21 protein-coding genes are annotated in these 16,880 nt (G+C 64.0%); 10 read left to right on the top strand and 11 right to left on the bottom strand.

Translation table 11 applies throughout. The features are described from left to right. Positions 1–124: 124 nt before the first annotated feature. From maiA to hmgA, 3 genes are read right to left on the bottom strand one after another with little or no spacing between them, the layout of a single operon-like run. Positions 125–763 carry a maleylacetoacetate isomerase gene (gene maiA / locus C4K39_RS04830; RefSeq protein ID WP_124345773.1) on the bottom strand — a complete coding sequence of 213 codons (639 nt, stop codon included), beginning with the start codon at positions 761–763 and terminating at the stop codon, positions 125–127. A gap of 12 nt (positions 764–775) precedes the next feature. Next, positions 776–2,080 carry a fumarylacetoacetase gene (gene fahA / locus C4K39_RS04825; protein WP_068584099.1) on the bottom strand — a complete coding sequence of 435 codons (1,305 nt, stop codon included), beginning with the start codon at positions 2,078–2,080 and terminating at the stop codon, positions 776–778. Between the two features lie 3 nt (positions 2,081–2,083). Then, positions 2,084–3,388, bottom strand: coding sequence for a homogentisate 1,2-dioxygenase (gene hmgA, locus C4K39_RS04820; RefSeq protein ID WP_068584102.1), 1,305 nt, complete (start codon positions 3,386–3,388; stop codon positions 2,084–2,086). Between the two features lie 167 nt (positions 3,389–3,555). On the opposite strand from hmgA, the gene C4K39_RS04815 reads away from it, so the two are divergent. Then, positions 3,556–4,356, top strand: coding sequence for an IclR family transcriptional regulator (locus C4K39_RS04815; RefSeq protein WP_068584105.1), 801 nt, complete (start codon positions 3,556–3,558; stop codon positions 4,354–4,356). 490 nt (positions 4,357–4,846) lie between these two features. Here C4K39_RS04815 and C4K39_RS04810 read toward each other — a convergent pair whose 3' ends face one another. The 5 genes from C4K39_RS04810 to C4K39_RS04790 all read right to left on the bottom strand — a co-directional run bounded on the left by C4K39_RS04810 (position 4,847) and on the right by C4K39_RS04790 (position 8,776). Then, positions 4,847–5,758, bottom strand: a complete 912-nt coding sequence (locus C4K39_RS04810; protein ID WP_068584108.1) for an SDR family oxidoreductase — start codon at positions 5,756–5,758, stop codon at positions 4,847–4,849. A 127-nt stretch (positions 5,759–5,885) separates the two neighbouring features. Beyond that, a complete protein-coding gene (locus C4K39_RS04805) occupies positions 5,886–6,788 on the bottom strand; it encodes an alpha/beta fold hydrolase (RefSeq protein WP_068584112.1) in 903 nt (300 codons plus the stop codon). Further along, positions 6,788–7,570 carry a class II aldolase/adducin family protein gene (locus C4K39_RS04800; RefSeq protein ID WP_124345772.1) on the bottom strand — a complete coding sequence of 261 codons (783 nt, stop codon included), beginning with the start codon at positions 7,568–7,570 and terminating at the stop codon, positions 6,788–6,790. The genes C4K39_RS04805 and C4K39_RS04800 overlap by 1 nt, the downstream gene beginning before the upstream one ends. A gap of 143 nt (positions 7,571–7,713) precedes the next feature. Further along, the gene (locus tag C4K39_RS04795) at positions 7,714–8,400 is read right to left on the bottom strand and encodes an LrgB family protein (protein WP_053134186.1); all 687 of its coding nucleotides are present in this window, start codon (positions 8,398–8,400) and stop codon (positions 7,714–7,716) included. Next, positions 8,390–8,776, bottom strand: a complete 387-nt coding sequence (locus tag C4K39_RS04790; RefSeq protein ID WP_124345771.1) for a CidA/LrgA family protein — start codon at positions 8,774–8,776, stop codon at positions 8,390–8,392. Before C4K39_RS04790 ends, C4K39_RS04795 begins: the two co-directional genes overlap by 11 nt. A 98-nt stretch (positions 8,777–8,874) precedes the next feature. Between C4K39_RS04790 and C4K39_RS04785 the strand changes: the two genes are divergently transcribed. Next, on the top strand, positions 8,875–9,771 hold the full coding sequence (locus tag C4K39_RS04785; RefSeq protein ID WP_068584121.1) for a LysR family transcriptional regulator: 897 nt from the start codon (positions 8,875–8,877) through the stop codon (positions 9,769–9,771). Here the strand turns inward: C4K39_RS04785 and C4K39_RS04780 are convergent. Beyond that, positions 9,752–10,207, bottom strand: a complete 456-nt coding sequence (locus tag C4K39_RS04780) for a flavodoxin (protein ID WP_124345770.1) — start codon at positions 10,205–10,207, stop codon at positions 9,752–9,754. The two genes, C4K39_RS04785 and C4K39_RS04780, sit on opposite strands and share 20 nt — an antisense overlap. Before the next feature lie 154 nt (positions 10,208–10,361). On the opposite strand from C4K39_RS04780, the gene C4K39_RS04775 reads away from it, so the two are divergent. Both C4K39_RS04775 and C4K39_RS04770 read left to right on the top strand, forming a co-directional pair. Beyond that, the gene (locus C4K39_RS04775) at positions 10,362–10,835 is read left to right on the top strand and encodes a PAS domain-containing protein (RefSeq protein WP_068584125.1); all 474 of its coding nucleotides are present in this window, start codon (positions 10,362–10,364) and stop codon (positions 10,833–10,835) included. 53 nt (positions 10,836–10,888) lie between these two features. After that, positions 10,889–11,494 carry a hypothetical protein gene (locus tag C4K39_RS04770; RefSeq protein WP_068584128.1) on the top strand — a complete coding sequence of 202 codons (606 nt, stop codon included), beginning with the start codon at positions 10,889–10,891 and terminating at the stop codon, positions 11,492–11,494. 17 nt (positions 11,495–11,511) lie between these two features. Here the strand turns inward: C4K39_RS04770 and C4K39_RS04765 are convergent, their stop codons facing one another. Then, positions 11,512–12,468 carry a MerR family transcriptional regulator gene (locus tag C4K39_RS04765; protein ID WP_068584131.1) on the bottom strand — a complete coding sequence of 319 codons (957 nt, stop codon included), beginning with the start codon at positions 12,466–12,468 and terminating at the stop codon, positions 11,512–11,514. Positions 12,469–12,679: 211 nt separating this feature from the next. On the opposite strand from C4K39_RS04765, the gene C4K39_RS04760 reads away from it, so the two are divergent. The 6 genes from C4K39_RS04760 (at position 12,680) to C4K39_RS04735 (ending at position 15,756) form a co-directional block, all read left to right on the top strand. Further along, the gene (locus C4K39_RS04760; RefSeq protein ID WP_068584134.1) at positions 12,680–13,249 is read left to right on the top strand and encodes a putative antibiotic biosynthesis monooxygenase; all 570 of its coding nucleotides are present in this window, start codon (positions 12,680–12,682) and stop codon (positions 13,247–13,249) included. A 117-nt stretch (positions 13,250–13,366) separates the two neighbouring features. Continuing rightward, positions 13,367–14,077: a dihydromonapterin reductase gene (gene folM / locus C4K39_RS04755; RefSeq protein WP_068584137.1), complete on the top strand. Its 711-nt coding sequence runs from the start codon at positions 13,367–13,369 to the stop codon at positions 14,075–14,077. A gap of 21 nt (positions 14,078–14,098) precedes the next feature. Continuing rightward, entirely contained in the window at positions 14,099–14,659 is a 561-nt protein-coding gene (folE, locus tag C4K39_RS04750) for a GTP cyclohydrolase I FolE (protein ID WP_068584140.1), read from the top strand. After that, positions 14,660–15,031 carry a dihydroneopterin triphosphate 2'-epimerase gene (gene folX / locus C4K39_RS04745; RefSeq protein WP_068584143.1) on the top strand — a complete coding sequence of 124 codons (372 nt, stop codon included), beginning with the start codon at positions 14,660–14,662 and terminating at the stop codon, positions 15,029–15,031. 94 nt (positions 15,032–15,125) lie between these two features. Next, positions 15,126–15,422 carry a DUF1244 domain-containing protein gene (locus C4K39_RS04740; RefSeq protein ID WP_068584146.1) on the top strand — a complete coding sequence of 99 codons (297 nt, stop codon included), beginning with the start codon at positions 15,126–15,128 and terminating at the stop codon, positions 15,420–15,422. After that, a complete protein-coding gene (locus C4K39_RS04735; RefSeq protein WP_068584149.1) occupies positions 15,415–15,756 on the top strand; it encodes a HopJ type III effector protein in 342 nt (113 codons plus the stop codon). The genes C4K39_RS04740 and C4K39_RS04735 overlap by 8 nt, the downstream gene beginning before the upstream one ends. Positions 15,757–15,855: 99 nt before the next feature. On the opposite strand, the gene trxB is transcribed toward C4K39_RS04735, so the two are convergent. Beyond that, positions 15,856–16,818 carry a thioredoxin-disulfide reductase gene (trxB, locus tag C4K39_RS04730; RefSeq protein WP_068584152.1) on the bottom strand — a complete coding sequence of 321 codons (963 nt, stop codon included), beginning with the start codon at positions 16,816–16,818 and terminating at the stop codon, positions 15,856–15,858. Positions 16,819–16,880 lie beyond the last annotated feature (62 nt).

Raw genomic sequence — 16,880 nt, 5'->3', positions numbered from 1 at the left:
ATGGTTATGGAAGGTGATGCGAGAGGCGCCTGGGCAGATCCTCTGATGGTGGGACTCAAGATCCTGCAGCCGCTCTAAGGCGGCTGCAGGGGCCGGGTGCGCCCTGGATCAGGGCGTCCAGGGGTCAGGCCGGAGTGTCGGGCTGGTTGGCCGGGTGGGCGGCCTGGAACGCCGGGTGCTTGGCGGCCAGCGCCGCTACCCGGAGAATCCGTGGATAGGCTTCCAGCGACACCTTGAAGCGCTCGGCGGCGTACAACTGCGGGATCAGGAACACATCGGCCAGCCCCGGCTGCTCGCCGAAGCAGAAGCCTTCATCGCCGATCAGCTGTTCCAGGGCCGCCAGGCCCTGGCTGATCCAGTGATCGATCCACACCAGCAGTTGCGCTTCCTCATGGCCCCACTCCCGCAGCAGGTTCTGCGTGCTGGAGTTATGCAGCGGATGCACGTCGCAACCGATGATTGCCGCCACTGCCCGGGCGCGGGCACGGCCGACCAGGTCCTCGGGCAACAACGGCACCTGTGGATAACGCTCCTCCAGGTACTCGATGATCGCCAGCGACTGGATCAGCAGGTCGCCCTCGTCGGTGCGCAGGGCCGGGACCCGGCCCTGGGGATTGATCTCCAGGTACTCCGGCAGGCGGTTGGCGCCGCCCTTGGGCACCAGCAGGTTGACCGGGACAGCCTGGTAGTCCAGGCCCTTGAGGCCCAAGGCGATGCGCACCCGGTACGACGCGGTGGAACGGTAGTAGGTATAGAGCTCCATGCTGCACTCCCCTTAGCGGGCTGGCTGGACGGTGCCCCGGCATTCGCCGAAGCCGATGGAGGCGAAGCCTTCGCGGCGGCAGCGCCCGCGCAAGATGATCTCGTCGCCATCCTCCAGGAACTTGCGTACCTCGCCAGAGGCCAGCTCGACCGGCTTCTTGCCACCCTCGGTGATCTCCAGCAGGCTACCGAACTGGCCGCTCTGCGGGCCGGACAAGGTACCCGAGCCGAACAGGTCGCCAGCCTGCAATTGGCAACCGTTGACGCTGTGGTGAGCCACCATCTGGGCCACGGTCCAATACATGTACTGGGTATTGCTCAGGGTCAGGCGATGGGCCGGCAAGCCCTGCTCGCGCATGGCCTGGGTGATCAGCAGCACCTCCAGTTCGATATCGAAGGCGCCTGCGGCCTGGTCACGCTTGTCCAGCAGATAGGACAACGGCTGCGGGTCGCCTTCGGGGCGCGCCGGCTGGGCCTGGCGGAAAGGTTCCAGGGCCTCGGCGGTCACCACCCAGGGCGAGATGCTGGTGATGAAACTCTTGGACAGGAACGGCCCCAGCGGCTGGTATTCCCAAGCCTGGATATCCCGTGCCGACCAGTCGTTGAGCAGGCAGAAACCGGCGATGTGCTCGGCGGCATCGCCGATGGCGATCGACTCGCCCATCTCGTTGCCCTGGCCAATCCAGATCCCTAGTTCCAGTTCATAGTCCAGGCGTGCGCAAGGGCCGAAGGTCGGCTCGCTCTGCCCCGCCGGCAGGGTCTGGCCCTTGGGCCGGCGCACGTCGGCACCGGAGGCGCGGATGGTCGAGGCCCGGCCGTGGTAGCCGATCGGCACGTACTTGTAGTTGGGCAGCAAGGGGTTGTCGGGGCGGAACAGCTTGCCGACGTTCTGCGCATGCTCGATGCCCACGTAGAAGTCGGTGTAGTCGTTGATCCTGGCCGGCACATGCATCTGGCAATCAGTGGCCTGGGGCAGCAGCTTCGCCCCCAGGGCCTGGATCTTGCCTTGCAGGCTGCTGCCTTCGGCCAGCAGTTCCAGCAGGCGCTCGCGCAGGGCCACACGAGCCGGGCGACCGAGCTGGAAGAAGGCATTCAACTGGCCGCCACGGGTAGCCTCCACCGCGGATTTGGCCAGGCCCTCGAACAGGCCGGCGTCCAGCGCCGCCTCCAGGTCCAGGATCTGCTCACCGATGGCCACGCCGCTGCGGGGGGCCGAACCCTGGGTGCTGAAGACGCCCAGGGGCAGGTTCTGCAACGGGAAGTCGGGGTGACCGTTGGCAGACTCGACCCAGCTACGGGTGATGGTGGACAAGGTCATGGGTTATCTCCGATTCGGGTTGAAGGTGACGGGCAGCGAAGCCCAGCAAGCATCGTAGTCGTTCTGCAGTTGCGCGCATTCCAGGGCGAAGCCGCTCGGGCGCAGCACCTGACTGGTCTCGAACATGAAGGCCATGGTGTTGTCGATCTTGGCCGGCTGCAACTCGACGTTGATCGCCTTGGTGCAAGTCTCGCCATCCGGGCCGTGGGCACTCATGCAGCTGTGCAGCGAAGCACCGCCGGGCAGGAAGCCCTCGGCCTTGGCGTCGTAGGCCCCCTGGATCAGGCCCATGAACTCGTTCATCAGGTTGCGGTGGAACCATGGTGGACGGAAGGTGTTCTCGGCCACCATCCAGCGCGGCGGGAAGATCACGAAGTCCAGGTTGGCCATGCCCGGCACGCTGGTGGGCGAGGTCAGGACGGTGAAGATCGACGGGTCGGGGTGGTCGAAGCTGACGGTGCCGATGGTATTGAAGCGGCGCAGGTCGTATTTGTACGGCACGTTGTTGCCGTGCCAGGCCACCACGTCCAGCGGCGAGTGGTCCAGCTCGCAACCCCAAAGCTCGCCGAGGTACTTCTGCACCAGGGCGGTGGGCTGGCGCAGGTCTTCGTAATGGGCCACCGGGGCCAGGAAGTCCCGGGGGTTGGCCAGGCCGTTGCTGCCGATCGGCCCCAGGTCGGGCAGGCGCAGCGGCGCGCCGTGGTTCTCGGCAATGTAGCCACGGGCTTGCGGGTCCAGCAGCTCGACGCGGAACTTCAGGCCGCGCGGCAGCACGGCGATCTCCAGCGGTTCGAGCTCCAGCACGCCCAGTTCGGTGACGATGCGCAGGCGGCCCAGTTCGGGCACCAGCAGCAACTCGCCGTCGGCGTTGAAGAACACTCGCTCCATGGAGCGGTTGGCGCGGTAGTGATAGACGCTGATACCCGCAGGTTTCTGCGCGGGCGAGTTGGCCACCATGGCCACCAGGCCATCGATGAAATCCGTCGGCTGCGCGGGGATCGGCAGCGGGCTCCAGCGCAGGCGGTTGGGCGTCACTTCGCCCAGCTCGCCACCGGCCAATTGGCGTTCCAGGCGGGCGAAAGCCGGATGCTTGGCCGAAGGCTGGATACGGTACATCCAGGTACGCCGGGCTTCGCTGCGGGTCATGGTGAACGCGGTGCCGGAAAACAGCTCGGCATACAGGCCGTAGGGGGCTTTCTGCGGGGAGTTCTGGCCGATGGGCAATGCGCCCGGCAGGGCTTCGCTGGAAAATTCGTTGCCGAAGCCGGATTGGTAGCTGAGGGCGGACGCCGAAGAATCGAGGTTCATGGAGCCTCCTGGAAGTTGGAGTAGGCAGGGGCCCACCACTCCCTCACAAGAGTTATCGGCACGCCTGGGTTATTTTTATCGTAATCCAATTACGCATAACGTAATTTGATTGCCCGGGAGCGTCAAGCTATAAAGACCGCCACTTGTCACGGGACCCCTACACCTCCATGGAAAAATCGCCCAGCAGCAGCGATAGCAACGGTAAACAGAAAGTCCGCTCGGCCGAGGTCGGGACCGACATCCTCAAGGCCCTGGCCGAACTGTCGCCGAGCACCTCCCTCTCGCGCCTGGCCGAACATGTGCAGATGCCCGCGAGCAAGGTTCATCGCTATCTGCAAGCGTTGATCGCCAGCGGTTTCGCCGAACAGAACAGTGCCACCAACCACTATGGCCTGGGGCGTGAAGCCCTGCGGGTGGGCCTGGCGGCCCTGGGCAGCATGGATGTGCTGAGAGTCGCCGCCCTGCCCCTGGCGGAACTGCGCGATGAATTGAACGAAACCTGTTTTCTCGCGGTGTGGGGCAACCGCGGCGCCACCGTGGTGCATATCGAACCGGCGGTGCGCGCGGTGACCGTGGTCACTCAATTGGGTTCGGTTCTGCCCCTGCTCAGCTCGTCCACCGGGCTGGTGTTCAACGCCTACCTGCCGCAGCGGGAAACCCTCGATCTGCGCCAGCAGGAATTGGCCGAAGCCAGTTCCCACACCCTGGCCGAGACACAGGCCCACGATGCCCTGGCCGAACAGATCCGCCAGCGCGGCCTGCATCACATCCATGGCCTGCTGATGCCCGGGGTCGATGCCCTGTCGGCGCCGGTGTTCGATGCCACCGGCAAGATCGCCGCCGTCCTGACGGTGGTCGGGCCGACATCGCTGTTCCATGCCGACGAGCATGGTCCGGCGGCGCAACGCCTGCTGGCGGCCTGCCGCGCCGCGAGCTGGCGCATGGGTTACCAGGCCCAGCCGGAATAACCCCCCAGCCCACTCGCCAGCCTCGGCACCTGGCCCCTGCTGCCAGGCCATCCACCGACTTCTGCACACGGGCGGTGGCGCCTGGCAAACAGCCTCGGCGCGCACCTGCCGAGCACCACGACTATTGCTCTGGCTGTAATAGTCCTTGTCCTGAATCGCTATTTTTCCAATACCGGCCAGGGCTTATTCTTCTTTCGCAGTCAGGGCAAACAGCCTGGCTCCACCCCCGATGAAAGTGCTGTCCAGGGCTTTTCGGCAACAGATTTCGGCAGGCTTGAAACGACCCGGTTCAAGCCGCCCACCCAGGTTCACCGACGTTGATTTTGTAGCTCCTTGATCTAACGTCTTACTTCGGCCGCTGCTCTTGCAGCGGCCTTTTTTATGCCTGGGAAATGACCGGGCAGGACGCCCGAGAAGAGCAATCGCGGCCGCCGTTCCAGAGAACTGGCGCGGCCTGCAAGAGAGTGTTCGAAGCGGCCGCCATGGGCACTCAGATCGCGTACTTTTGCAGATTCTGCATCATCTGCCCGAGCGCCTCGATGTTGTCCTTGGGGTGGACCGCGCCGTCGAAATCGCAGATCTCTCGCCAATGGGCCGCGACATCCTCCGGCGAGAAACCCTGGCGCGGATCGAAACCGGCCCCCAGGCTGCGCTCCCAGCGCACCTTGCCGATCCAGCCACCACCGACTTCGAACAGTCCGGAGGTTTCCTGGCACTGTTCGCTGCCCAGGTACACCACCAGCGGGCTGACCAGCTCCGGCTTGAGCTGCTCGAACACCTGGGGCGGAATCAGCCCCTCGGTCATCCGCGTGCCACCGGTGGGGGCAATGGCGTTGACCAGGATGTTGTTCTTGCGCCCTTCCAGCGCCAGGGTCCGGGTCAGGCCGTACAGGCCCAGCTTGGCCATGCCGTAGTTGGACTGGCCGAAGTTGCCGTAGATACCCGAGGTGGAAGCGGTAAAGATCACCCGCCCGTAGCCCTGTTCGCGCAGGTGCGGCCAGGCAGCGCGAGTGACCTTGTAGGCACCCTCCACGTGTACCCGGTACACCAGGTCCCAATCGGTATCGTCCATCTTGTGGAAGGTCTTGTCCCGCAGGATCCCGGCGTTGTTGACCACCACATCGACCCGGCCAAAGGCATCCAGCGCGTTCTGCACGATCTTCTCGCCATCGGTGACCGAGTCATGGTTGGCCTCGGCGATCCCTCCGGCCTCGCGGATCTGCGCCACGACCCGATCGGCCGCCGAGGCACTGGCGCCCTCGCCCTGGGCCGAACCACCTAGGTCATTGACCAGTACCCTGGCGCCGTGGCGAGCGAACAACAACGCATGAGCCCGTCCCAGGCCCCCGCCGGCCCCGGTGATGATCACTACTTTATCTTCCAAGCGCACAGACTCACTCATACCGAACTCCAGCAGGGCCAATGGACAAGGCCCTGAGTGTCAGGCAGCCGGCCGATGCCCACAACGAACACGCCCAGAGCTGAATGGTGCGCGATAAGACAGCGGGATAGTCGCCCCAACTGGCCGCTCAGGAGCCCACGACACGCTGCGCCGGGACCAACAGGCCGCCGCGAAAGGCCAAGTAGTGCTTGAGCACTGCCAGGGGCGCCTCGATCTGCGGGTAGTGGCCAATACCTGGCAGCAGCACGGTATCCGGTCGCGGAACCAGTTGCCGGTAGCGCTCCACCATATGCGCCCCGGAGATCGGATCATGGGCGCCGTCGATCACCCGCAACGGCACCTCGCCGCGCTGCATGGCCTCGACCCAGCGATCACGCCGCTGCCTGCGCTCAGGGATGTAGCCGATCAGCTTGTGCAGGATGCGCGGGCCATCGTTGCTCTGCACCAGGCTCCAGAAGTCGTCCAGTACCGTCTCGCTGGGACGGTTTTGCGGGCCCGAGATCTGGCGCAGGCTCCTGGCCAGCCCCTCGCGACTGAAGACCCGTCCGAGCATCCAGCCCAGCGGGCTGAGCAGCAGTTTCTGGGTCAACACCGGGCGATGGGTTTCCGGAAACAGGCCGCCATTGAGAAACACACAACTGGCGATCTCCAGGCGCTCCTCGTAGTGACGCGCCAGCAGTTCCTGGGCAACGCTGTCGCCATAGTCATGAGCCAACAGGTGCAGCGGCTCGACAATCCCCAGGTGCGCCAGCAGGGCCTGCTGCAGGTCCGCCTGTTCCAGCAGGCTGTAGTCATGCTCCAGGGGCTTGGCCGAATCGCCGAAACCGAGCATGTCGCAGGCGATCACCTGATAGCGCCGCGCCAGGGGTTGCCACAGGTAGTGCCAGTCCCAACTGGCGGTGGGGAAACCATGGATCAACAGCAGCGGCTCTCCCTGCCCTGCTACCCAATAGCGGATGGCCTGGCCACGGAACACGAAGTCCTGTCCGTGCGTACGCCAGACACTCAGGGGGATCTCGGCGATAGGCATCAGGATTTGTAACCTGTATCGAGTTGATCGAGCTTGCGCAGCAGGGCCGGCCAGGCCAGCACCCCGCCCATGCCCTGGGCACTGCGGGTGACTCCGGCGATCATTGCCTTGGCCCCGCTCAGGACCGGCGCGGGAATGGCAATCAACTCGGCACCGCCGTTCTGTGCCAGCACCTGGATCTCACAGGCACGCTGGAAGATGAACATCATCAGGAAGGTGTCGGCGATGCTCGCACCACAGGTGAGCAGGCCATGGTTGTGCAGCATCAGGAAATTGTTGTCGCCCAGGTCCGCCTGCAATCGGACCTTCTCCTCGGGGTTCAGGGCCACGCCCTCGTAGGGGTGGTAGCCGAGGCTGGCAAGGACGAACAGCGACTGCTGGCTGATGGGCAACACGCCCTGCTGCTGGGCCGATACCGCCACCCCTGCCGCGGTGTGGGTATGCAGCACGCAGAGCACATCGTGGCGCACGGCATGGACCGCACTATGGATGGTGTAGCCCGCCGGATTGATCTCGTAGGGGCTGTCCATCAGCTTGTTGCCGGCCTGGTCGACCTTCACCAGGCTGGACGCAGTGATCTCATGGAACATCATGCCGAACGGATTGATCAGGAACTCGTCGGTGCCCGGCACCTTGGCCGAGATGTGCGTGAAGATCAGGTCATCCCAGCCATGCATCGCCACCAGTCGGTAGCAGGCGGCCAGGTCCTGGCGGGTTTGCCACTCCAGGGCGCTGACCTGGTCTTTGACGCTCGCGGTGGATTGAACGGGGGCTAGGCTCACGGCAGGGACCTCATGTTGGCTTTTATTGGAAGGAGGACCCTCGGAGTCTAGACACCCCAGCCACACCACGGAGTCGCCTTGGCAGCCAGCTTGATGACCGAGCGGGTCAGCCGGCGGCCGGGTTGCGCCACGGCGCCTTCACGTCAAAGCAGCGACGCCAGCAAAGGAGCGGCAAACAGATTCAACAACCCGGTGAGCACCATCACCAGCCCCGCTACCGACCCTTCCTCACCACCGACTTCGTGGGCCCGGCTGACCCCGGCGCCATGGGCACCGACCCCGAACAGGGCGCCCCGGGCCAGGGCACTGCGCAAGGGCAGCCAACGCAACAGCACGCCACCGAGCATCGCTCCGAACACCCCGGTGAACATCACGAATACCGCCGTCAGTTCGGGTACGCCGCCCAAGTCATGGGCCAGGGGCATGGCGAATGGCGTGGTGATCGAGCGCGGCACCAGCGACAGGGTTACCGAACTGTCCAGGGCCAAGAGCCGGGCCAGGCCGAAGGAGCTGCCGATGGACGCCGCGCTACCGGCCAGCATGCCCAGCAACAGCGCCGACCAATGGCGCATCAGCAACTGGCGCTGCTGCCAGATGGGAATGGCGAAGGCCACGGTCACCGGACCCAGCACCAGCATCAGCCAGTGGGTATTGGCGGCATACTCGGCGTAGGCCGTATGCAGCGGCACCGCCACCGCCAGCAGCAACGCCGGCACCAGGATCAGCGGCGACAACAGGTAGCGCCCGGTGCGACGGTAGATCCAGCGGCTGAACAGATAGGCGCCAAGGGTCAGCGCCAGCCAGAACATCGGCATCGCCTCAAGCTTCATGGCGCATCCTCCAGCGGCACACCAGCTCCACGGTCAGCGCGGTCACCAGCATCACCAGCAAGGTGCTGACGCCGATCACCAGCAGGATCCGCCAGCCGTCCTGGCGCAGCAGGCCGCCGTAGTCCAGCAGGCTCATCAGCGCCGGGATGAAGAACAGCAGCATCTCCGCCATCAAGAGGCCAGCGCCCAGTTGCAGGGCCGCCGGCTTGACCCAGCCCAGGGCGAAGGCCAGCAACAGCATGGCCAGGCCGATGACCCCGCCGGGAATCGGCCAGGGCAACCAGGTAGCCAGTTGGCAGCCGAGAAAATAGATGGCCAGCAGCACCGCCAGCTCGCACAGCAGGCGGCCAAGGCGTTTGAAGGTGGGAATGTTCATGGGGGTTCGGTCCTCTCAGGGGCCTATTTTATGAAAAGCCCCGCCATCACCGAAGCGAATTGTTAGACTGGAAGCCATTCCAAACTGGAATTCCAACCATGGATTTCAAGCAACTGCGCAGCTTCGTCGAAGTGATCCACCAGGGCGGCTTCACCCAGGCCGCCAAGACCCTGCATATCAGCCAGTCGGCGGTGAGCAAGCAGGTCGCCCAGCTGGAACAGAGCCTGGGCACGCCGTTGCTGGAGCGCCAGGGCTCGCACATTCATCTCACTGCCGCTGGCAACGTGGTGCTGCAACGGGCCGAGGGCATGCTGCGCCTGCGCAACGAGTTGCTCAGCGAACTGGACGACCTGAGCCACATGACCCGGGGCGAGTTGCGCCTGGGCCTGCCGATGCTGGGCAGCGATACGCTGTTCGCCAGTCGCTTCGCCGAGTACCGGCGGCGCTATCCGAATATCCAGGTGCATTTGCTCGAGGGCGGCAGCCTGAACGTCGAGCAGGCGGTGCGCAGCGGCGAGCTGGAACTGGGCGGCAGCCTGACCCCCAAGGACCCGGCCTTCGCCTACCAGCCGTTCTGCGATGAGCCGCTGGATGCCCTGCTGCCCGCCGATCATCCGCTGGCGATGAATGCCAAGGTGCGCCTGGAGGAACTGGCCGATACCCCGTTCCTGCTGTATCAGCGCAGCTTCGTGCTCAACGACCGCCTGCTCCAGGCCTGCCAGCAAGTGGGCTTCACCCCCAGGGAAGGCGGGCGCAGCGGCCAGGCGGACTTCCTCGCGGCGCTGGTAGCGGCCGGCCAGGGTGTGGTGCTGCTGCCCAGCGTGGTGGCGCGGGCCCTGGTGCGCCCGGGGGTGGTGCGCCTGACCTTGACGGCCCCGCAATACCTGCGCTGGGACATCGCCTTCATCTGGCGCGAAGGCGCCTATCTGTCCAAGGCTGCACAGGCCTGGCTGGCGCTGCTACGGGAACAGCCGGTCAGCCCCGCAGTGCGCTGACCAGTTGTGCCAGCCAAGGCTCGGCGTCGGTTTCCGGGGTCACGCTCTCGCTGGCGTCCAGGCGTAGCATCGGCAACACCTCCTGCACACCCAGTTCGGCGAACAGTTCGCGCATCTGCTCGCCGCCGCCGCAGAAGGTGTCGCCATAGCTGGAGTCGCCCAGGCCGATCACCGCCCCGGGCAAACCGCGCCAGGCCGCTGGCAACTGATCGCGAATGCTCGAGTACAGGGGTTGCAGGTTGTCCGGCAACTCACCCATGCCAGTGGTGGAGGTCACCGCGAGAAATGCCTGGGGAGCGAATGCCTGGACATCCGCCAGGGTCGCGCGCGGATTGTGCCAGGCCTCGAAGCCCGCGGCGTCGAGAAGCTTGGCGGCATGCCGGGCGACTTCTTCAGCCGTGCCGTACACCGTGCCGGAAAGGATGGCGACTTTCATCAATCTGATCCTGAAGCTGACTAAAAGCCTGGGATATTAACAGCTACGGAGTAAAATCCCGTCGCTGGCGTGTCGTGCACTGCAAAGCACCTGTAGACACAATGCCAGCATGCCTTAGAATCCAGCCCTCGCCGATCGATGACGGACCCTCGGAATGATCAATGCACACTTGCTGCAACGGATGATCAACGCCTCCAACGACGGCATCGTGGTCGCCGAACAGGAAGGCGAGGACAACATCGTGATCTATGTGAACCCGGCGTTCGAACGACTGACCGGCTACAGCGCCGATGAAGTGCTCTACCAGGACTGCCGCTTCCTGCAGTCCGGCGATCGTGACCAGCCAGCCCTGCAGGTGATTCGCCAGGCGTTGAGGGAAGGCAGGCCGTGCCGCGAGGTGCTGCGCAACTATCGCAAGGACGGCAGCCACTTCTGGAACGAGTTGTCGATCACCCCGGTGTTCAACGATGCTGATCAGCTGAACTATTTCATCGGTGTGCAAAAAGATGTCAGTGTGCAGGTCAAGGCACAGCAGCGCTTGTTGCAACTGGAACAGCAACTGGCCGCAGCCCAGGCCGAACTGGCCGCCCTCAAGGCGACCAACGGCGCTAATAAGTCGCAGGTTTAGTGGTCTGTAGGGGTATCTCCTGCGGATCTGTCTTTCACCTTTCGAGCATCATCATGCAGCGCGACGCCCTTCTCACCCAGGATGAGCTGGACTTCATCCGGACCATGCAACACAACCCGCACCTCAATGTGCGCGACACCACCTCCAGCCTGCTGGTCAACGGCGGCTCGCAGATCCGTGACTTGCTGACCCGCCTGGCGGCCAACGAAAAGGTCACCATCCAGGCTCATTTCGACAATCAGCAGATGACCTTCCCCCTGCACCTGGTGGAGGACGAGTTCCACGCCCTGCACCTGCGCCTGGGGGTGCCCAGTATTTTCGAGGAAGGTCCCATGGTGCGGCCATGGCGCCTGGCGCTGCCGGAGCCCGTGGCCCTGGAAAACGCCAAGGGCCAGCCCGGGCGCCTATGGGTGCGTGAAGTGTCGTTCAAGGGCGTCCTGCTGGAAATCCGCAACAAAACCCGACCACCTCGGCAGTTCGCCCAGTGGTTCAGCCCTTCGGGATATGAGCGGATTGCCCTGCACGGGCAGTTCGAACGGGCGACCGAGGCCGGCTTCTATGCCTATCGCCTGGACCAGAGCGATACCGAGGAAACCGAGCGCTTGCGCCAGTTCATCCTCCAGCAGCATCGCCATACCCATCCTGCCCTGCACGCCTGAGACCAGCCGACTCGGCCTCAGGTATCCAGGTACCCGCCGAGAAACTGCCGCAGGCGCTGCTGCATCACGCGCCCTTCGCTTCCCAGGCACACCACCGGCGAATCGATGAAGCTGTCCTGGGCCAGGTCCGCGGCATCACCTGCCAGCATCAATGGACAATCCAGCGTCAGCGCCAGGCGCTTGAGACGCTTGGGCAACTCCGTCGTGGGTGCGTGGTTGGAAAACACCACCAGGGCTTGGGGCTTGAGCTGTTCACAGACCAGGGTCAGCTCCTGTAATGGCACGCCGGGCCCCAGCACGCGCACGCCCAATTGGTCATGCCCCAGCAACAGCGCTGCCACCAGCAGTTCCAACTCGCGACATTGCTGGTTGAATGCCGTCAGCAACAGGTGCTGCGGCGTCGCCCGTTGCAGTGCCAGGCGTTGCAGGATCCGCCCGCGCAAGAAGCCATCCAGGAACAGCCACTCGCTGGTTTGGCCAAACACTTCCCGATCCTGCAGCAACTGCTTCCAGAACGGCAGGAAGATTTCCTGGAACACCACCGGCAGCGCATAGCAGGAAAACACCTGGCCATAGAGGCGATCCAGTTGCGCTTCATCGAAGGCGCTCACTGCCAACTTCAACTGATCGCGCCACCGGCCGTATTCGCCCAGCAGCCCTTCATTGACAGGTGCCAGGCACTGGGACTGGGCCATCCGGCTCTTGGCCAGGATCTTGCCGACCTTGCTCACCGCCACGCCACGTTCGATCCAGCCGAGGATCTCGCGCACTGCCTCAACATCGTGCATGGAATACAGGCGATGCCCACTTTCGGTGCGTGTCGGCTGGATCAGACCGTAGCGTCGTTCCCAAGCCCGTAGAGTCACCGGGTTGATCCCGGTCAGGCGTGCAACTTCGCGAATCGGAAACAGCGCCTCCGGTCGAAGGGGATCGGGCGCTTGAGCGGCGACGGCAAGTTCAGTGGTGGCGGGCATCTGGAGGAGAAAACACCGGTAAACAAAATGGTCGCCATTCTACTCTGCCCGGGTAGCGATGCTTCAAGCATGGGAAAATCCGACCATTGTCTTTGGTACTCCAGTGCCAATCAGGAATAATCCTTGCTTGTCCCGAACGCGGCCCGACACCCCGGTGCCCCGTCAGCGATTGCCTTACCCAGGCAACGCATTGGTTTTACGGAGATACATGATGTCTACCTCACCTGTCACCCTGATGGTGGCCCGGCGCGTTGCCGACGGCCGCTACCAGGACCTGATCGCCTGGCTGCGCGAAGGCGAACAACTGGCCACCGACTTTCCCGGCTACCTGGGCTCCGGCGTCCTGGCCCCACCGCCCGGCGATGATGAATTCCAGATCATCTTCCGCTTCGTCGACGAACAGACCCTGCATACCTGGGAACACTCCGCCTCTCGCACCGCCTGGCTGGCCCGGGGTAGCGACCTGTTCGCCCATCCTTCGGAGCACCGGGTCAGCGGCATCGATGGCTGGTTCGGCGCCGCCGGACAACGCCCACCACGCTGGAAACAGGCCGTAGCCATCTGGCTGGCGTTCTTTCCGGTCTCGCTGTTGTTCAACTTCGTCCTCGGGCCGCTGCTCAACGACCTCGGCATGCTGGCACGGGTATTCGTCAGCACCCTGGCCCTGACCCCGCTGATGGTCTATTTCTTCATCCCGCTGTCCACAAGGTTGCTGGCCAACTGGCTCAACGCCGCCCCGGCCCGCCCACTGCCGGCGACACCCTCGACGCAGAACCCGTAAAGCCTGGTGCAGGCCGGTGCCACACCGCATGTGGCGGCACCGGCCCTCCAGCGATCCACCCCACGGCGCAGCACCGCCGCTGGTATAGTTCGGCTCTACCCGCGACGCGAGCCCACCATGAACGCCTCCACTGCCCCGATCCTGATCACCGGCGCCAGCCAGCGTGTCGGCCTGCATTGCGCCCTGCGCCTGCTGGAGGACGGGCATCCGCTGATCGTCACTTATCGCAGCCAGCGCCCGGGGCTCGAGACCCTGCGCGACAAGGGCGCGACCCTGCTGTTCGCCGACCTCTCCAGCGAGAACGGGATCATGGCCCTGATCGCCGAGCTCAAGCGGCACACCGATCGGCTGCGGGCAATCATCCACAATGCCTCGGAATGGCTGCCGGAAAACCCGGGCCAGGAGAGCGACGCCTTTGCCCGGATGTTCGGCGTGCACATGCTGGCGCCCTACCTGATCAACCTGCATTGCGCCGAGTTGCTGCAACACTCCAGCCCGGCGGACATCATCCACATCAGCGACGACGTGACCCGCAAGGGCAGCAGCAAGCACATCGCCTACTGCGCCAGCAAGGCAGGCCTGGATAGCCTGACCCTGTCCTTCGCCGCGAAATATGCACCGCAGATCAAGGTCAACGGCATCGCCCCGGCCCTGCTATTGTTCAATGCCGACGACGATGCGCAGTACCGCGCCAAGACCCTGGCCAAGTCCGCGCTGGGGATCGAACCCGGCGCCGAGGTGGTCTACCAGAGCCTGCGTTATCTGCTGGACAACCCCTACGTCACCGGTACCACCCTGACCGTCAATGGCGGGCGGCACGTCAAGTAGACCGCCCCGCGAGGACCTTGCATGAGCCTTTCCCTGTCCCAGCACTACCGCGCCATCCTCAAGGGGCTCGGTGAAGACCCCGAGCGCGAAGGCCTGCTCGATACCCCCAAGCGCGCGGCCAAGGCCATGCAGTACCTGTGTCATGGCTACAGCCAGTCCCTGGAAGAAATCGTCAACGGCGCGCTGTTCGCTTCCGACAGCGACGAGATGGTGATCGTCGCCGACATCGAGTTGTACTCACTGTGCGAACATCACCTGCTGCCCTTCATCGGCAAGGCCCATGTGGCTTATATTCCCACCGGCAAGGTGCTGGGCCTGTCGAAGATCGCACGGATCGTCGACATGTTCGCCAGGCGCCTGCAGATCCAGGAAAATCTCACCCGGGAAATCGCCGACGCCGTACAAAGCGTAACCCAGGCCGCCGGCGTCGCGGTGGTCATCGAAGCCAAGCACATGTGCATGATGATGCGCGGCGTCGAGAAACAGAATTCCACCATGCATACCTCGGTGATGCTCGGCGCCTTCCGCGACTTGAGCACCACTCGCCAGGAATTCCTGCAATTGATTGGACGGAGCAAGTAAATGCCACAACTTCAGCCTGGAATGGCTCGTATCCGAGTCAAGGACCTGCTCCTGCGGACCTACATCGGAATCAACGAGGAAGAGATCCTCAACAAGCAGGATGTGCTGATCAACCTGACCATCCTGTATCCGGCCCAGGATGCGGTGCGCGACAACGACATCGATCACGCGCTGAACTATCGCACCATTACCAAGGCGATCATCGCCCATGTCGAAGGCAACCGCTTTGCGCTGCTGGAACGACTGACCCAGGAATTGCTGGACCTGGTGATGGGCAATGCCTCGGTGCAGTACGCCGAGGTCGAAGTCGACAAACCCCACGCCCTGCGCTTTGCCGAATCGGTGTCCATCACGTTAGCGGCAAGTCGCTAGCGGCAAGCGGCAAGTAAAAGCGGTTCGGCTTTGACTTGCCGCTCGTAGCTTGTAGCTTGCAGCTGTTCCCACCCCTCTATGTGCAGAGAGTCTTATGTCCCCTCAACAACGCCTGGAACTGGAAGCGGCGGCCTTTCGCCGTCTGGTGGCCCATCTGGACAACCGCAAGGACGTGCAGAACATCGACCTGATGAACCTTGCCGGGTTCTGCCGCAACTGCCTGTCCAAGTGGTACAAGGCCGAGGCCGACCAGCGCCAGATCGAAGTGAGCCTCGATGAGGCCCGTGAAGTGGTGTATGGCATGCCCTATGCCGAATGGAAAAATCTCTACCAGAAAGAAGCCAGCGCCGAGCAGCAAGCGGCGTTCGCCAAAGGAAAACCCAATGACTGACCTCAACACCCTGCGCGCCAGCCTGAACAGCGGCGAACACCCGTTTGCCGATACCCTGGCCTTTGTCGCCAGCGGTTATGACTACCAGCCCCAGGCCTTCAACAACGGCGGCGTGGACAATGCCGCCGGGCAGAACGAAGGCTCGTGCAAGACCCTGGGCCTGGCCCTGCTCGAAGGCCTGAGCGACCAGGAGGCCTTGCTGGCCTTCGGCGAGCACTACCGCTCGGTACTGGCCACCCCTGAGGGCAGCGACCACGGCAATATCCGCGCCCTGATCGCCCATGGCCTGGCCGGAGTGAAGTTCAGCGCCCAGCCCCTGGTGCGCAAGGCCTGATCCGGCTACCACGCGCTGCCGGGCCTGCGGCAGCTGCGCGAGGCTTTCCATGAGGCATGAAAAAACCGGCTTGCGCCGGTTTTTTTCATTTCAGGACGATCAGAACGAAGCGTTCTGCAGACCGTCCAGGTAACGCTCGGTGTCCAAGGCTGCCATGCAACCGGCGCCGGCCGAGGTGATGGCCTGGCGGTAGACGTGGTCGGCCACGTCGCCGGCGGCGAAGATACCCTCGACGCTGGTGGCGGTGGCATTGCCTTCACGGCCACCTTGTACCACCAGGTAACCGTCCTTGAGCTCCAGCTGGCCTTCGAACAGCGAGGTGTTCGGGGTGTGGCCGATAGCGATGAACACACCGTCGACTTTCAGCTCGTCGAAGCTGCCATCGTTGTTCTTCAGGCGGGCACCGGTCACGCCCATGTTGTCGCCCAGCACTTCGTCCAGGGTAGCGTTGAGCTTGAGTTCGATCTTGCCTTCGGCAACCCGGGCGTGGAGCTTATCGATCAGGATCTTCTCGGCGCGGAAGGTATCGCGACGGTGGATCAGGGTGACCTTGCTGGCGATGTTGGCCAGGTACAGGGCTTCCTCGACAGCGGTGTTGCCGCCGCCGACCACGGCAACCGGCTTGTTGCGGTAGAAGAAACCGTCGCAGGTGGCGCAGGCCGAAACGCCCTTGCCCATGAACGCCTCTTCCGATGGCAGGCCCAGGTAGCGAGCACTGGCGCCGGTGGCGATGATCAGGGCATCACAGGTGTAGGTGCCGCTGTCACCGGTCAGGGTGTAGGGCTTGGCGGCGAAGTCCACGGCATTGATGTGGTCGAAGACGATTTCGGTTTCGAAACGCTCGGCGTGCTCGCGCATCCGCTCCATCAGCGCCGGGCCGGTCAGGCCGTGCACGTCGCCGGGCCAGTTGTCGACTTCGGTGGTGGTGGTCAGCTGGCCGCCGGCCTGCATGCCAGTGATCAGCAGTGGCTTCAGGTTGGCGCGGGCGGCATAGACCGCGGCGCTGTAACCGGCAGGGCCGGAACCGAGAATAATCACACGCGAATGACGTACATCAGACATGACTCACTCCTATCGACCGGCCCGGATGCCCTGGCGCGGAACGCCGGATTGCCGGCTGGAAT

Origin of the sequence: Pseudomonas sessilinigenes, assembly GCF_003850565.1 — a bacterium.
GTDB classification, from domain to species: Bacteria; Pseudomonadota; Gammaproteobacteria; order Pseudomonadales; family Pseudomonadaceae; genus Aquipseudomonas; species Aquipseudomonas sessilinigenes.
The sequence above is the reverse complement of the archived record's forward strand: the minus strand, read 5'-3'. Positions and strand labels throughout refer to the sequence as shown.